Origin of the sequence: Rhodanobacter sp. B04, assembly GCF_002001125.1 — a bacterium.
In the GTDB taxonomy this organism is placed as follows: domain Bacteria; phylum Pseudomonadota; class Gammaproteobacteria; order Xanthomonadales; family Rhodanobacteraceae; genus Rhodanobacter.
In genome coordinates this window covers 39965-56756 of the sequence record NZ_MUNV01000009.1, presented here as the reverse complement: position 1 = coordinate 56756, position 16792 = coordinate 39965, and the positions used below count along the sequence as shown (strand labels likewise).

Annotated in this window: 9 protein-coding genes and 2 tRNA genes; 10 read left to right on the top strand and 1 reads right to left on the bottom strand. The window is 59.4% G+C overall.

Annotation, left to right across the window (positions count from 1 at the left end):
* Positions 1-40: 40 nt before the first annotated feature.
* The 5 genes from B0E46_RS08000 (at position 41) to B0E46_RS07980 (ending at position 10156) form a co-directional block, all read left to right on the top strand.
* Positions 41-1753 (top strand): lysophospholipid acyltransferase family protein, encoded by a 1713-nt coding sequence (locus B0E46_RS08000; protein WP_077555266.1) that lies wholly within the window; start codon positions 41-43, stop codon positions 1751-1753.
* 582 nt (positions 1754-2335) lie between these two features.
* Positions 2336-4780, top strand: a complete 2445-nt coding sequence (locus tag B0E46_RS07995) for a TonB-dependent receptor (protein ID WP_077555265.1) — start codon at positions 2336-2338, stop codon at positions 4778-4780.
* Positions 4781-5097: 317 nt separating this feature from the next.
* A complete protein-coding gene (locus tag B0E46_RS07990) occupies positions 5098-8457 on the top strand; it encodes a carboxypeptidase regulatory-like domain-containing protein (RefSeq protein WP_077555264.1) in 3360 nt (1119 codons plus the stop codon).
* 151 nt (positions 8458-8608) lie between these two features.
* Positions 8609-10009: a nucleotide 5'-monophosphate nucleosidase PpnN gene (ppnN, locus tag B0E46_RS07985; protein ID WP_077555263.1), complete on the top strand. Its 1401-nt coding sequence runs from the start codon at positions 8609-8611 to the stop codon at positions 10007-10009.
* 70 nt (positions 10010-10079) lie between these two features.
* Positions 10080-10156, top strand: a tRNA-Asn gene (locus B0E46_RS07980).
* A gap of 55 nt (positions 10157-10211) precedes the next feature.
* On the opposite strand, the gene B0E46_RS07975 is transcribed toward B0E46_RS07980, so the two are convergent.
* A complete protein-coding gene (locus tag B0E46_RS07975; protein ID WP_168171166.1) occupies positions 10212-10706 on the bottom strand; it encodes a GspH/FimT family pseudopilin in 495 nt (164 codons plus the stop codon).
* Positions 10707-10924: 218 nt separating this feature from the next.
* Here B0E46_RS07975 and uvrB point away from each other — a divergent pair, with 218 nt between their 5' ends.
* The 5 genes from uvrB (at position 10925) to B0E46_RS07950 (ending at position 16728) form a co-directional block, all read left to right on the top strand.
* Positions 10925-12943 carry an excinuclease ABC subunit UvrB gene (uvrB, locus tag B0E46_RS07970; RefSeq protein WP_077555261.1) on the top strand — a complete coding sequence of 673 codons (2019 nt, stop codon included), beginning with the start codon at positions 10925-10927 and terminating at the stop codon, positions 12941-12943.
* 82 nt (positions 12944-13025) lie between these two features.
* A tRNA-Val gene (locus tag B0E46_RS07965) sits at positions 13026-13100 on the top strand.
* A gap of 984 nt (positions 13101-14084) precedes the next feature.
* Complete coding sequence (tssB, locus tag B0E46_RS07960; RefSeq protein ID WP_077555260.1) at positions 14085-14606, top strand: type VI secretion system contractile sheath small subunit; 522 nt, start codon at positions 14085-14087, stop codon at positions 14604-14606.
* 6 nt (positions 14607-14612) lie between these two features.
* Positions 14613-16109 carry a type VI secretion system contractile sheath large subunit gene (gene tssC / locus B0E46_RS07955; protein WP_077555259.1) on the top strand — a complete coding sequence of 499 codons (1497 nt, stop codon included), beginning with the start codon at positions 14613-14615 and terminating at the stop codon, positions 16107-16109.
* Positions 16110-16239: 130 nt separating this feature from the next.
* A complete protein-coding gene (locus B0E46_RS07950) occupies positions 16240-16728 on the top strand; it encodes a type VI secretion system tube protein Hcp (protein ID WP_254425088.1) in 489 nt (162 codons plus the stop codon).
* Positions 16729-16792 lie beyond the last annotated feature (64 nt).

The following is a 16792-nucleotide window of genomic DNA, read 5'->3' as shown; positions in this document are numbered from 1 at the left end:
CGACCTTCAGGATGGCGGAGGTCGATTCGAGGACACGGTCATGCTGAGTATCGAACAGTCTCTGCTCGAGCGTCTGCCCTGGCTGGCGCAATATCCCGTCATCCGTCGCCCGGTCGCGGGCATGCTCGGGCGGCTGGCCGACGAGGATGGTTTCAACCGCGTGCTGGATAGGGTCGGCACGGCCACGGGTTTTGATTTTGTCGAACGTGTGCTGGATGTGCTTGGAACCAGCTACCACGTCAATTCGCGCGAGCGCGAACACATCCCGCTGGATGGCCCATTGCTGGTGGTGGCCAATCACCCGCTGGGCATGCAGGACGCGCTGACGCTGCTGCAGTTGATCGGTTCGGTGCGCAGCGATGTGCGCATTCTCGGCAACGACTGGCTGGCGACGGTGCCGCAGCTGGGTCGGCTGCTGCTGCCGGTGGACGTGTTCGGCAAGGGCGCGGCATCGCGCCTGCGCGGCATTTACCGTGCGCTGGATAACGGCGAGGCGCTGATCGTGTTTCCCGCCGGCGAGGTATCGCGGATGCGCGCCGATGGCGTGCGCGACGGGCGCTGGTCGGACGGTTTTGCACGGTTGTCGCTGCGCCGCAAGGTGCCGGTCTTGCCGGTGCATGTCGCTGCACGCAATTCGACCATGTTCTATGGCATGTCGATGCTGGCCAGACCGCTGAGCACGGCGATGTTGCCGCGCGAAGCGGTGGCATCGGGCAGTCGACGGATCGGTTTCAGCATCGGGGCACTGATCACGGCCGCCGAGCTGGAACAGCGCAGCGAGGGGTCATCGGTGCAGGCTGCGAGGCTGATGCGGCGGCATGTCTATCGGGTCGGCCGACACCGTGGACTGATCTTTGGCGGACAGACACCACTGGCACATCCAGAGCCTGCCGACCAGGTTGCCGCCGAACTGGCGCGGGCCGAAAAGCTGGCCGAACTCAGCGATGGCAAGCAGGCGCTGTTGTTCAAGGGGGCTGCCGACAGCACCGTGCTGCGTGAAATCGGTCGGTTGCGCGAGCTGACCTTCCGCAAGGTCGGTGAAGGTACCGGTGCACGGCGCGATCTGGACGCCTGCGATCCGCACTACGAACATCTGGTGCTGTGGGACCGGCAAGCCTTGCGGATCGTCGGTGCCTATCGCCTTGGCCACGGCGCCCGGCTGATCGCCGAGCACGGCATGCCAGGCCTGTATACCTCCAGCCTGTTCCACTACTCGCCGGCGCTGGAGTCGCGGCTTACGCAAGGCTTGGAACTGGGACGCAGCTTTATCGCGCCGGCGTACTGGCGCTCGCGCGCGCTGGATCAGTTGTGGCAGGGCATCGGCCTGTATCTGCAGCGTCATCCGGAACTGCGTTACCTGTTCGGTCCGGTCAGCATGTCGGTCAGTCTGCCGCGCGAGGCACGCGAATGGATCGCTGCGGCACATCAGCATTATTTCGGCGCCCCGGGACTGGCAGCGGCCAGGCAGCCGTTCGTTATTTCCGACGAAGTCATCCAGGGCGTGCGACTGGCACTGGACGGGCTCGATGCGTCCGCCGGCCTGGGCAAGCTGAAGCATCATCTGGATGCGCTGGGTGTCAGTTTGCCGGTGCTATATCGCCAATATGTCGACCTGGTGGAGCCAGACGGCGTGCAGTTCCTGGACTTTGGCGAGGACCCGGGCTTTTCCGGTTGCGTGGATGGGCTGGTGATGCTGGATCTTGCCGCCCTGAAGGAAGCCAAACGGGCGCGCTACCTCGGCAAGATGGTCTGACCCACTGCATGTTCCTGCGCGGCCGTGGCCGAGATCGTTCCGGTGGTCTGGGGCGGGATTGTCGTATGCAGCAAGCAGGCATCGAGGCCTGGATCATGCGGGATCGCAAGATGGCCGTGTGACGAGTTTGCGTTGCAATTACATGGCCATTCTCGATTATCGGCAATGGCTGGAATTGTTGTAAAATTGTTGTAAGGTAAATCCGTGATCATGACGAAGTGCATTAATTCAACGGCACGACGTTTGTTGGCGACACGGAATAACCGCAAGTAATTTCGAGAATTTGATGCAATTTACCGCCCGACTGACAGGTTGGGTTTTTTTGTGCCCGAGTTTTACGTTTTTTCTTTCGGTTTTGCTAGGCATTGATAGCAATAATTTGCGATTTTGGTTTCGGGCAAGACGATGCACTGCCTGATCAACTAGGCGAGTTGGAGTGCCGGGAGTTGCCGAAGTTCCCCGATATGGCCAGCTGAGCGGGATGGGACTGCTCAGCGCCCCGGAGGACCACGGAAAAGTTGCTATGCGATCGACCGTTGAACCGGTCATTCACTTGTTTGAACTTGAGAGATGGAATCCATAATGAAACGAACCTATCTATCTGCATCCATTGCGCTGGCCTGCTGCATGAGCGCCGGCATGGTTATGGCACAGAGTGCCTCCGACCAGGCGTCGTCCGCGCCGGTCGCCAGCGCCCAGACGGCGCAGCGTGCCAGTGCATCGAGCACCTCCAACACAACCACCTCCAATGACACCAAGCGCGTGCAGCAGCTGCAGTCGGTGCAGGTCACTGCCCAGTCGCTGTCATTGGGCGGTGGCCTGATGTCGGTGCAGACCGCACCCAAGGCGGTTTCCACCATCACCCGCGATGCGATCGTCAAGGCGGCGCCGGGCGTGACGTTTGTGCAGATGATCGACAGTATTCCGGGCGTCAATGCTTCCACCGACGACTTTACCGGCCTCGCCAACGGCAACTACAGCATCCGCGGCTTCACCAGCGACGAGATCGGCACCACGGTCAACGGTGCGCCGATCAACGACAGCGGCAACTACAAAGTGTATTCGACCGAGTATGGCGACGCGGAGAACTATGGCGACATTACGGTGTTGCAGGGTTATCCGGACGTGGACACGCCGATCGGCGGCGCGGCAGGTGGCTCGATTGCCTGGGCTACCATCGACCCCTCGCATACAGCTGGCCTGGATGCGAGCCAGACCTTTGGCAGCAATGACTACCGCCGCACCTTCCTGCGCCTGAATACCGGCGATACCGGTCCGGTGCGTTCGTGGTTGTCCTACTCGAACAACAGTGCCGACCTCTGGCGTGGTCCTGGTGAGCAGAACGTGACCAAGGTGGATGGCAAGTCGCTGTGGACCATCGATGACAGCAACTCCATCTCGGCCTCGTTCCAGTACAACCGCGAGTTCAACAATACCTATGAAAGCCTGACCAAGGCGCAGGCGCAGCAGAATTACAACCAGAACTATGATGCGACCTTGCTGACGCCCACGGACACCAATTTCTACAAGCTGCACACCAATCCGTTCCGCAGCTGGCTGGTCAGCATGGATGGCGAATTCAAGCTGAGCGACAACCTGCACCTCTCGGTGGTGCCTTACTTCCAGTACGGCTTTGGCGGCGGCGGCGGCGGTACAACCTTCACCGAAACGACGAAGACGACCAATCTATACCAGTACACCAACCAGGACCTAAACGGTAATGGCAGCATCGGCGGCAAGGATCTGGCCTATTCGCTGAGTTCCTCGTACACCATGCGTCCCGGCGTCATCGCCAAGTTGAATCAGGATTTCGGCGAGAACAACAGCCTCGAGTACGGGGTGTGGTGGGAGCGCCCGCGCCAGGAGCAGCATGAGGTGTTCACCCCGGTCGACCCGACGACGGGCATTCCCTCCGACAACTGGGCGGAGACCGACCTGATCCGCTATCCCGATGGCACGGTGCAGAAGCTCTACAACGAATACACCACCACCGAAACCCGCAAGGTATTCGCCACGGACACCTGGACGCCGAATGACCAGTGGACCCTCACGGCAGGTGCGGCTTACCTGTGGGTGGAGCGCACCGGCTTCGACTACGAGTATCCGGGTTCGGTACGTTCCGGATACACGCAATACGGTGTCGCCGATATCAGCTCGACCTATCACAAGGTGAGCCCGACCCTTGGCGCGAAGTACCAGTTGAACGAGCAGAACCAGTTCTACTTCGGCTGGGGCAAGACCTTCCGCGCACCGATCAATGGCGCCACGTTGCAAAACGGCGCTGTCGCAAATGCTCCGGGCCAGGTCTCGCCGGCGAGCGATTTCATCAACAAGCCGGAAACGGCGACCACGGCCGACCTGGGCTGGCGCTTCTACAACGACACGTTCTCGGCCAGCGTCGATGCGTACTCGTCGAGTCTCAACAACAAGCAGATCTCCGGCTTCGACGAATATACGTTCGCGACGGTGTATCTGTCCCTGCCCAAGGTGCGCATGCGCGGCCTGAACACAGAGGCCAGCTACAAGATCACGCCGAACCTGACGCTGTACGGTTCGTATGCCTACACCAAGGCGACCTTGGTGGGTGATCTCGATTCGCAGGGCGACGGCATCTACAACACCAACGGCAAGACGTTGCTGAATACGCCGAAGAACATTGGTTTCGTGCGCCTGAACTATGATCAGGGTCCGTTCTGGGTCGGCCTGGACGCCAAGTACCGCAGTTCGATCTGGGGTGACTGGTCCAATACGGAGAAGGTGGGCGGGTACACCACGCTCAATGCCAGCGCAGGCTGGCATTTCCAGGACTTCGCGTCGTGGTTCCGCAAGCCGTACCTCAAGGTCAATGTGTACAACCTCACGGATCGCAAGGCGCTCACCAACGCCAACAACATCACGGCGTTCCTTGCATCCAACCCGGACAAGATCAAGGACGAGAACGGCACGACGCTGTACGCCTCGGCACCGTACTACTCGCTGCTGCCTAGCCGTACGCTCATGGTGACCCTCGGGGCTTCGTTCTTCTAAAAGCGGTCATCTCAACATGTCCACGGCTGGTACAGCGTGGTAATCAGGCCGGCACCTTAGGGTGCCGGCTTTTTTTATGGTGCGGTCACCCTCGGGCGAATGTGGGAGAGCTTCCCCGCATGGCATGAAGTTACGAATTTGTAATATATTGCGCGTAAATTTGGCTCGACTGCCTGTACCGAGCAGCAAGGCTTCGATCGGTATATTCAGGGGAAAACCAAGAAAATCATTGCCTTAAGGGTGTTCCCGGCAGGCAGGTTGCCGTGTTTTCTCCAAATTTCGTTATTTCTTGCGAATCACCATGAGGTTGATGTTCGATGAAAAGCATTGTTCGCACAAAACTGCTGCCGCTGGCGATCGCCACGCTGCTTGCCTCCTCGCCGATCCTGGCGCAGGACACCTCCTCCTCGATCAGCGGCCGCGTGCTAGACGCCAACGGCCAGCCGGTGGCAGGCGCCACGGTGCAGATCGTGCATGAGCCTTCGGGCACCACCAAGACCACCACGACGGACGCGGACGGTCGCTATGCCGCACAAGGCCTGCGCGTGGGTGGTCCGTTCGACGTGACGGTCTCCAAGTCAGGCATGCATGGCATTGAGCGGAACAACGTCTATCTGCAGTTGGCTCAGGATACGGCCATCAACCTGAGTCTCGGGCAGCAGGCAAAGGATCTGCAAAGCATCACGGTTACGGCCAATGCTCTTTCGCAGACCTTCAATAGCGACAACAAGGGCATGGCGACCAATATTTCCCAGCGTGAGCTGGAAAACACGCCGACTCCGGGCCGTTCGATCCAGGATATTGCGCGTCTTGATCCGCGCATCGTGATCTCGGACCGGGATCGTGGCCAGTTTTCAGCGCTTGGCCAGAACTTCCGCTACAACAACATCTCGATCGACACGGTGAATGCCGGCGATCCGTTCGGTCTCGAAGATAACGGTCTGGCCAGTGTCGGTACGCCGATTTCGCAGGACACGATCCAGGAATACAACATCTCGACCGTGAACTACGACGTTTCCGCCCGCCGTGGCGTCGGCGCCAACATCAATGCGGTGACCAAGAGCGGCACCAATAATTTCCATGGATCGGTGTACTACGCGTTCCAGAACACCAGTGACATGCTTGGCAAGATCCAGAATTCGTCCGGCAAGACGGCACAGTACACCGGCTTTGATCGTAACTGGACGGGCGGCATGACGCTTGGCGGCCCGATCATCAAGGACAAGTTGTTCTTCTTCGCTTCTTACGAGCAGGCAAAGAAAACTGGTGTGGGCGCCACCTACGGCCCCAGCGACTCTAATGCCACCAACACGGTGCAGGGACTGACTCAGGCACAGGTAGACGCGATCGCCGCCGCCGCCCGCCAACTCGGTTTGAACCCGGGCGACAGCACGAGCAAGTTCGATCTTCTCGACAAGCGCACGCTGGTGAAACTGGACTGGAACATCACCGACGGCCACCGTGCCAGCCTGCGCTACACCCGTACCAAGGAAAACCAGCCGATCATCAATGATGGCGGCGCCAGCTACATCAATCTGAGCAGCAATTGGTTCTACAAGAATCGCGACAGCAAGAGCTATGCGCTGAACTTGTACGACGACTGGAACAGCACGTTCTCCACTGAGGCTTCCGTTTCCTACGCCACCTATGATCAGGCACGTGGTCCCGCCGTCGGCGGCGCGCAGCCGTATGTACAGGTCTATCCCAGCTACGGCATCGATAACAATCCGAACGTCGCTTTCGGCACCGACTACAGCAGCATGGTCAATGTGCTCAACGTGAAGAGCTGGAACGCCTATATGGCCGGTACGCTGTTCCTGGATCAGCATACGGTGAAGGGCGGTGTGGATTTCCAGAAGGACGATTACTTCAACGCCTTCCTGCAGCGTTATTACGGTACCTACCAGTTCCGTTCGCTGCAGGACTTCGAAAACGGTGCCTGGTACAACTACCAGTTGAAGTTGCCGGTGAACGGCAACGATCCGCGAGACCCGAACAGTGTGGCCGCGCGTTACGCCATTACCCAGTACGGCGCTTTCCTGCAGGATAGCTGGCAGATCACCGATCGGCTGTCGATGCAGTACGGTGTTCGCCTCGATATCCCTCTGACCAGTGACAGGCCACTGCTCAATGAATGTTTCCTCGCCACGCCGGGGGTATCGTTCACTGCGCGTAATGCGGACGGTTCCGTACGTTGCCAGGCGGCCAAGGGTGGCTTTGGTTATTCCAATACCACCACCATCAACGGCAACCGGGTCGTGCAGCCGCGCATGTCGTTCAACTATTCGTTCGATACCGAACGGTCGACTCAGTTGCGTGGTGGTGCCGGCCTGTTCATTGCCAACAACCCCAGTGTCTGGATTTCCAATTCCTACGCCAATCCGGGCATCAACGTGGGCACGTGGAATGTGACTGACGCCAATCGCCTTCTGCCTGGCGTCAATCTGCCTGGTGTCGGCCTGAAGCCCGCGCCGAGCTATGACCCGAACAACCCGATCATCCCGGGCAATTCGGCGATACTTGGCTCCTCCAATGCCAAGATGGCGGTCGATACCGTCGACCCGAACTTCCGGCAGCCGACGGTATGGAAAATGAGCCTTGCCCTGGATCGCGAATTGCCCTGGATGGGTATCGTCGGTTCGCTGGAGTGGGTGCATCTGAAGGCGCGTGATGCGATCTTCTATCAGAACCTGAACATTGGCGATCCGAACAGTCATTTGACTCCCGACGGTTTCGCCCAGGATGGCCGCAATCTGTACTGGGGCACGGTCAGCAAGACGGCGCTCTCCACCGAGCGCGTGAATGCGAACCCGGCGTTCGATCGTTCGGTCACCCGTCTGACCAATACCAGCAAGGGTCGTTCGGACAACGTCACACTATCTTTCAAGAAGGCATTCGCGAACGACTGGGCGGCGATGGTTGGTTTCAGCTGGAACAAGACCACCGACGTGAACCCCGTGCCGAGCAGCACGGCCAGCTCAAACTATCAAGGCAACTTCTGGGTCAATCCAAATGTGGCGAAGGAATCCACCTCGCTGTATTCGATTCCGAAGCGTGTGCTGGCTTCGGTGACCTGGAGTCACCGATTCTTCGGCAATTACGCGACCACCGTCGGTGCCGTGTTTGATGGCCATTCGGGTTCTCCGTACAGCTGGTCATTCGGCAATGACATCAATGGCGACGGCTATGCCCGCGATCTGGCTTACATCCCGAGTTCGCTGACGGACGTCGAGTGGAACACCAAAGTGACTGATGCGCAGAAGCAGCAGTTCATGGACTTCATCAACAACGACAAATACCTGAGCAAGCACAAGGGCGAGATCGCTGGCGTCAACGGCGCGCATGCACCCTGGATCAGTCAGCTGGACCTGAGCTTCCGCCAGGAAATCCCGGGCATCTTCAAGGGCAACAAGGGCATACTCAGCCTTGACGTGTTCAACTTCACCAACATGCTGAACAAGAAGTGGGGCGTCGAACATCGTGCCACCTTCCCGGGTTACCGCAATCTGGCCAACGTGACGGGTATCGACCCGGTTACCGGCAAGTATGTGTATGACATCTCTGGTGCGGCTTATCAGAAAAATGGTGGGTACAGCCCGGCTTCCTTGCCGATCAACGAGTCGTTGAGTCCGTCACAACGCTGGTCGCTCCTGCTTACCGCTCGCTACACGTTCTAGTCAAAGCGGGTGTATTGAAAACCGGCGCCCGTAAGGGCGCCGGTTTTTTTGTGCGCTTGACCATACAGGACCGGCGCGGGAAGCTACTCGTTCTGTCCGACGTGAGTGGCAGGCCAACAAGCCGCGAGAAGCGGTCAGGAGAACAACAGGAATGAATGACACGAATGCCGTATCGAACGGCAAGTCAGCCACCGTCAGCGCGCGTATCTCGCCGGTCGGCGGGCTGGATATTCTTTCGCGCAACGAAGTGGCTCGGTTGCGCGGCGCGAGCGACTCGGGTCTGCATGCCTTGCTGCGCCGCTGCGCGCTGGCAGTATTGACCTCGGGCAACATCAGTGACGATCCGCGCGCGATCCTCGAGCAGTATCCGGATTTCGACATCCAGGTGCTGCAGCAGGATCGCGGCATCAAGATCGAGCTCAACCATGCACCGGCGCAGGCCTTCGTGGAAGGCCAGATCATCCGCGGCATCAACGAGCTGCTGGTGGCGGTGGTGCGCGACATCGTCTACGTGTCGACCCAGCTTGAGCAGATCGGTTTCGACCTGGACGGCTCGGCCGGGCTGACCCAGGGTGTGTTCGAGATCCTGCGCAACGCGCGCATCCTGAAGCCGAATATCGATCCCAACCTGGTGGTGTGCTGGGGCGGCCATTCGATCGCGCGCGAGGAATACGAGTACACCAAGCTGGTCGGCTATCAGCTGGGCCTGCGTGGACTGGATATCTGCACCGGTTGCGGTCCGGGCGCGATGAAGGGGCCGATGAAGGGTGCGACCATTGCGCATGCGAAGCAACGGCGCCGGCACAATCGCTACATCGGCATCACCGAGCCGGGCATCATCGCCGCCGAATCGCCGAATCCGATCGTCAATCACCTGGTGATCATGCCGGATATCGAGAAGCGGCTTGAGGCGTTCGTGCGCATGGGCCACGGCATCATCGTGTTTCCCGGTGGTGTCGGTACTGCCGAGGAAATCCTTTATCTGCTCGGCATTCTGCTGCACCCGGACAATGCCGGCACGCCATTCCCGCTGATCTTCACCGGGCCGCGGCAGTCTGCCGCGTACTTCGAGCAGATCGATCGCTTCCTGCGGCTGACCCTGGGCGATGACGTGGCGCAGCACTACCAGATCATCGTGGACGACCCGGCAGCGGTGGCAAAAGCGATGATCAAAGGCATCGACAAGGTGCGCAATCACCGGCTGGACACCAAGGACGCCTTTTTCTTCAACTGGGCGTTGCGGATTCCGTTGGCATTCCAGACCCCGTTCCGCCCCACGCATGAAGCGATGCGTGCGCTGCAGATACATCACGACCGGCCACGGCACGAGTTGGCGGCTGACCTTCGACGTGCCTTCTCCGGTATCGTCGCCGGCAATGTAAAGGAAGAGGGCGTGCAGGCGATCGAACAGTCCGGTCCGTTCGATATCGACGGCGATGCCGACATCATGCATGCGCTGGACAAGCTGTTGCAGGCTTTCGTGGATCAGCACCGCATGAAGCTTCCGGGCGGTGCCGCGTACGTGCCTTGCTACCGGGTGCTGACGAGCTGAAAAACTGCCAGGTCATCTGCCTGCGACGGCTTGACAGCCAGTCGCGACACCGACAAACTACGCAGCTCACGCCCGAATAGCTCAGCTGGTTAGAGCACTTGACTGTTAATCAGGGGGTCGTTGGTTCGAGTCCAACTTCGGGCGCCAGTTTGGCAAAGGCCGGCTTATAGCCGGCCTTTTGCTTTTGCGGCGATACACTGTGTCATTCCATCTGGGCGCAACCTGCAGCCTCGGCTGCACTGGCAGGGGCGCCGCGAATCCGGCCGGAATTGGAAACGACCACGTTGAGTGCGTTTCGTGGGCTTGACCGCTGGCAAAACACCAGGGTGAGGTTGCTGCCGCTGGCGCTGCCATCGGGTTGAAAGCGCACGAAGCGTCGTCCGGTACTGCTGTGGATGATCAGCTGGTCGGTGTAGCCGTGGCCGGTATACAGCGGTTGCTGATCCGGTTGATTGTTGCGATTGGCGTTGTGGCCGAGCAGCCAGCCGCTTTCCCAGCGCCACTCATTGCTGCAGTTGCGGCCATCGCGGGTCGGACAGAACAAGGTAGGCTTGCCGGTGGTCGCTGCGGTTTCGCGGGCGTGCTGCAGGGCCGCGATGAAGTCGGTCTGGGCAACCTGCAGCCGGTTGCCGCTCAGTAGCTGCCGCAACGGTGGTATGGCGATGCCGGTAAGCGTCGCCATGAGCGCGAGCACCATGATCTGTTCGATCAGGGTTACGCCGTGTTGCCTGCATACGATCCATGTATTCCTGCCGTTCCTCATGACGATATCCCTGAGCGGTCCAGGAATGCCATGCTAGGGCGGTGCTGGTGTGCGGCCAGTAGCGTGCTCGCTGCGCGATCGTGGGATTCTGCTGACGCTTGCTGTCAGCAGGCCCGATTTAGAATGCCCCGTCTTGCCCACATCTGTAGCCGATGACCGACCGTTTCCAACTCGTGGCACCCTATCAGCCGGCTGGTGACCAGCCGCTGGCGATCCGGCAATTGGCTGCAGGTTTCGAGTCTGGCCTGGCAGCACAGACGCTGCTTGGCGTCACCGGCTCAGGCAAGACCTACACGATTGCCAACGTCATCCAGCAGGTGCAGCGGCCGACCATCGTGATGGCGCCGAACAAGACGCTGGCGGCGCAGCTGTATGGCGAGTTCAAGGAGTTCTTCCCGCACAACGCGGTGGAGTACTTCGTCAGTTACTACGACTACTACCAGCCGGAAGCCTATGTGGTGGCGTCGGACACCTTCATCGAGAAGGATGCCTCGATCAACGAGCACATCGAGCAGATGCGGCTGTCGGCGACCAAGGCACTGCTGTCGCGTCGCGACGCGATCATCGTCGCCACCGTGTCGGCGATCTACGGACTCGGCAACCCGGAGGATTACCTGAGCTTGCGGCTGATCCTGGCCAAGGGCGAGCGCATCGACCAGCGCAAGCTGATCCATCAGCTGACCGAGCTGCAGTACACCCGCAACGAGATGGAACTGCGCCGCGGTACCTACCGTGTGCGCGGCGAGATCATCGACGTGTTCCCGGCGGAGTCGGAAACCGAGGCGTTGCGTATCGAGCTGTTCGATGGCGAGGTGGAGAACCTGGCGTTGTTCGATCCGCTCACCGGCGAGACGATCCGCAAGGTGCAGCGCTACACGGTCTATCCCCGCACGCACTACGCCAGCACGCGCGAGAGCGTGCTCAACGCGATCGAGACGATCAAGGTCGAGCTTAAGGAGCGGCTGGAGCAGCTGTACAAGGACAGCAAGCTGGTCGAGGCACAGCGGCTGGACCAGCGCACCCGCTTCGACATCGAGATGATGGCCGAGGTGGGTTATTGCCAGGGCATCGAGAACTATTCGCGTCACTTGACCCGGCGTGCGCCGGGCGAGCCGCCACCGACCCTGTTCGATTACCTGCCGGCCGATGGCCTGCTGGTAGTGGACGAATCGCATGTCACTGTGCCGCAGCTCGGTGCGATGTACAAGGGTGATCGTTCACGCAAGGAAACTCTGGTGGAGTTCGGCTTCCGTTTGCCGTCGGCCATGGACAACCGGCCGCTGAGGTTTGAGGAATGGGAAGAGCGTGTGCCGCGCGCAATCTATGTCTCCGCCACGCCGCGTGCGTACGAACTGGACAAGTCCGCTGATGCCGTGGTCGAGCTGGTGGTACGCCCCACCGGCCTGGTCGATCCGGAAGTGGAGGTGCGTCCGGTACGTACCCAGGTCGATGACCTGCTCGGTGAAGTGCACAAGCGCGTGGCGATCGGTGATCGCGTGCTGGTCACCACCTTGACCAAGCGCATGGCGGAGAACCTCACCGAATACCTGGCCGAGCACGACGTGAAGGTGCGCTACCTGCACTCGGACATCGAGACGGTCGAACGCAGCGAGATCATCCGCGACCTGCGCCTGGGTGAGTTCGACGTACTGGTCGGCATCAACCTCTTGCGCGAGGGCCTGGATATGCCGGAGGTATCGCTGGTGGCGATCCTCGATGCTGACAAGGAAGGTTTTCTGCGTTCCACCGGCTCGTTGATCCAGACCATCGGTCGTGCTGCCCGCAACGTGCGCGGCAAGGCGATCCTGTACGCCGATGCGGTCACGCGATCGATGCAGGCAGCCATGGACGAAACCGCACGTCGTCGCGAGAAGCAGACCGCATGGAACCAGCAGCAGGGGATCGTTCCGACCACCATCGTGCGCCGCATTGCCGACATCATGGAGGGCGCGCGTAGCGAAACGGGCAACCGTCGAGGCAGCAAATCAACGCGAATCCGTGCCGTGGCCGAGCAGGCCGCCGATTACGCGGGGCTCAGTACGCAACAGGCGGCAGGCGTGCTGAAGAAGCTCGAGGCGCAAATGTACAAGCATGCGCAGAATCTGGAATTCGAGGAAGCCGCCCGGTTGCGCGACCAGATCCACCAGTTACGCGAACAAGCCTTGCGCTGAGTCGCCCGGGGATTCGGGATATTGTCGGAAGCCGATACCTGCCGTATACTGCGCGGCTCGCGCGGTCATCCCGAAGCGAGACGGGCGGTTAGCTCAGCGGTAGAGCACTACCTTGACATGGTAGGGGTCACAAGTTCGATCCTTGTACCGCCCACCACTTTTTACAGTGGCGTAGGTGTAGGCCTACACGTGTTGCCGACGCAATTGTACGCAAAAAGTCCCCAAAGCCACCCTGCGACAGGGTGGCTTTTTTGTTAGTGTGGCCGTGATAGTGGTCCGCAGCTTGGCTGGTGATGGCTGGAAGCAGTCTCATCGAATGACCGCACTTCCCTCGATCATCGTTAAGCAGGGTGAACTGCCCAGCTCCCTTGCAGCAAACAAGAATTCGGTGGCGTCGGGATTCATCGCTGGCTGTTGTCGGCTGCATCCGGGTTCAGAGAAGCGGCAAGAGGGGGCTGGTTCAAATTCAGCTTGCAGACGATCGTTGGCGGATGTAGGTTAATGAGTGAACAGCTCTTGTTCTTGGCCTGAAGGTGCGCCGGATCGGGGGGAGCTTGTCGCCATGCTATGGGGGCTTCTGTCGATCGTGCGAGCTGCGCCATTCAGTCCGTGCTGCTGATGACGCTATGCGATAGTGAATCACAAAGTCATAACTCGTCGGGGTACTGGCGGGTGCCTTGGTCAACCGAGATTTTCGGGTAAAGATTCGGGCGGTGAAGCGGTGATGTGCGGTTGAGGCGAGTAGGAATGCCTCATGTCTGTCCGACGCATGGAATGGAGGGGGACGACCACGCTTGCGAAAATACCTGGCAACTATGGGCATGGCCCAGTCGTGCGCAGCCATTCGGCATTCCGATGTGCCGAGCGTCAGGTATCGAGGATCGCAGCATTCAAGAATATTTAATCTGACGATGCCAAGGCTTAGGGTGGTGCGTGTACTGTGCGGCGCTGTGGCGTTGCCAGTGACGATGGCATGAAAGGCATCGATACAGGTCGCCAGCAAGTCAGTCCCATCCCGGCCACCTTGCTGGGCTGCCATCACACTGAAGCCTGCTTTTCCTGCTGCAAGCCCGTCTGCGCGCTGCACTGAAACCGATCGTTCCATTTGAATCCGTACGAGCATTTACTTGGGAGACATCGCATGGCCAAGCAAAGTAGTCAGAAATTCATCGCACGCAATCGTGCGCCGCGCGTGCAGATCGAATATGACGTAGAGGTCTACGGCGCACAGAAGAAGGTGCAGGTGCCGTTTGTGATGGGTGTGATGTCCGATCTCTCCGGGGCAAATGCCGGGGAGTTGCCGCCGATCGAAGACCGCAAGGCACTTGAGATCGACGTCGACAACTTCGACAACCGCATGCAGGCAATGAAGCCTCGGGTGAGCTTCGCCGTGCCGAATACGCTGACCGGAGAAGGCAATCTTTCCGTCGATATCACCTTTGAGAGCATGGACGATTTCTCTCCCGCTGCCGTGGCAAAAAAGGTAGGCGCGGTAGCGAAACTGCTGGAGGCGCGCACTCAGCTCGCCAATCTCGATACCTACATGGACGGCAAGGCCGGTGCTGAAAAACTCATTGCGCAGGCCTTGAAGGATCCGGCATTGCTGCAATCCCTGGTATCAGCACCCAAGCCGGCCGACGGCAACAACAACGACGGGGAGTAATCGAGCATGGCCACCGAAAACCTAGCCGAACAACAGGGCGGCGCAGTTCAAACTCTTGATGCAGGCGATTTTGCCTCGTTGTTGAGCAAGGAATTCAAGCCGAAGAGCGATCGCGCAAAAGAGGAAGTGGAGTCTGCGGTCCGCACGCTGGCCGAGCAGGTGTTGAGCAAGTCCGACATCGTTTCCGACGATGTTGCGCAGACCATCAATGCTTACATCGCTGAACTGGATCGCAAGCTCAGTGAGCAGATCAACCTGATCATGCATCACGCCGATTTCCAGAAACTGGAAAGCGCATGGCGCGGCCTTCATCACTTGGTCAACAACACCGAGACGGATCAGCAGTTGAAGATCCGCGTGATGAACATTTCGAAGAAGGAGCTGGCCAAGACCCTGAAGCGCTACAAAGGCACCGCCTGGGATCAGAGCCCGATCTTCAAGAAGATGTATGAGGAGGAGTATGGCCAGCTGGGCGGCGAGCCGTATGGTTGCCTGATCGGCGACTACTACTTTGACCATAGTCCGCCCGATGTCGAGTTGCTTGGCGGCATTGCACAGGTTGCTGCAGCCGCGCACGCGCCGTTCATTGCTGCCGCCAATTCAACCTTGATGGGCATGGACAGCTGGAACGAGCTGGCCAACCCGCGTGATCTGGCGAAGATTTTCTCGACCCCGGACTATGCATCGTGGCGCTCGCTGCGTGAATCGGACGATGCCAAGTACATTGGCCTGACCATGCCCCGTACGCTCGCACGCCTGCCTTATGGCGCGAAGACGGATCCGGTCGAGGAGTTCAATTTCGAGGAAGATACCGCGGGTGCCGATTCATCCAAGTACACCTGGCAGAACGCCGCGTATTCGATGGCGGTGAATATCAACCGCTCGTTCAAGGAGTATGGCTGGTGCTCGCGGATTCGTGGCATCGAGTCCGGTGGCGCAGTGGAAGGACTGCCATCGCATACCTTCCCCACCGACGACGGCGGCGTGGACATGAAGTGCCCCACGGAAATCGCCATTACCGATCGCCGTTCCGCTGAACTCGACAAGATGGGCATGATGCCGCTGGTGCACCGGAAAAATTCGGACATGGCGGCCTTCATCAGTGCGCAGTCCTTGAGCAAGCCGGAGGAGTACGACGACCCGGACGCAACGGCCAATGCAGCCTTGGGCGCGCGCTTGCCTTACATGTTCGCCTGCTGCCGTTTCGCGCATTACCTGAAGTGCATCGTGCGCGACAAGATCGGTTCGTTCAAAGATCGCGATGCGATGGAACGCTGGCTGACGTCTTGGATACTGCAGTATGTCGACGGTGACCCCGCCAACTCCAGTGAAGAGACCAAGGCACGCAAACCGTTGTCTGCTGCAGAAGTCGTGGTTGAGGAGGTCGAGGGGGCGCCGGGCTACTACACCTCGAAGTTCTTCCTCAAGCCGCACTACCAGCTGGAAGGCCTGACTGTTTCCCTGAGGCTCGTGTCTCGTCTGCCGTCAGCGGCCAAGAGCTGATTGAGTGTAAGTGTCACCTGGTTTCAAAAAGTCGCATCAGCAATTGCAACGCAAGCAACTACCAGTAGCGTCCGTGAAATACGTGCGGTACGGCTGGTTCAACTGAAACAAACAGTCCAGGAGAATTCTGATGTCATTAGACATGCATTTGAAATTGGAAGGCGGTTCGACCAAGTTCACCGGCGAATCGAAGCATGCGAAGCACAAGGACGAGATTCAGGTTCTGGCTTGGTCCTGGGGCATGTCGCAGAGTGGTTCGTTTGGCCACGGTAGCGGTGGCGGTGCCGGTAAGGCGAATGTGCAGGACATCAGCTTCACCAAGTACATCGACAAGAGCTCGACCTCGTTCATCAAGGCACTGACCACGGGCGATCACATGGATACCGTGACCTTGGCGATCTCGAAGGCTGGCGGCAAGCAGGAAGACTACTTCACCATCAAGCTTACGAGTGCGATGGTCACCAGCTATTCCACCGGCGGCTCCGGTGGCGAAGATATGCTGACCGAGAATGTGTCGATCGCCTTTGCGAAATTCGATGTCGAGTACTTCGCACAGACCGACAAGGGTGTGGTTGCCTCGGCCGGTACGGTGTCTTACAGCGTCGAGACCGTAAGCTGATCTAGGCTGTTTTGATCGAGGTTCATGGAAACCCTGTACGAGTCGGTCGTGCAGTGTGGCGGTG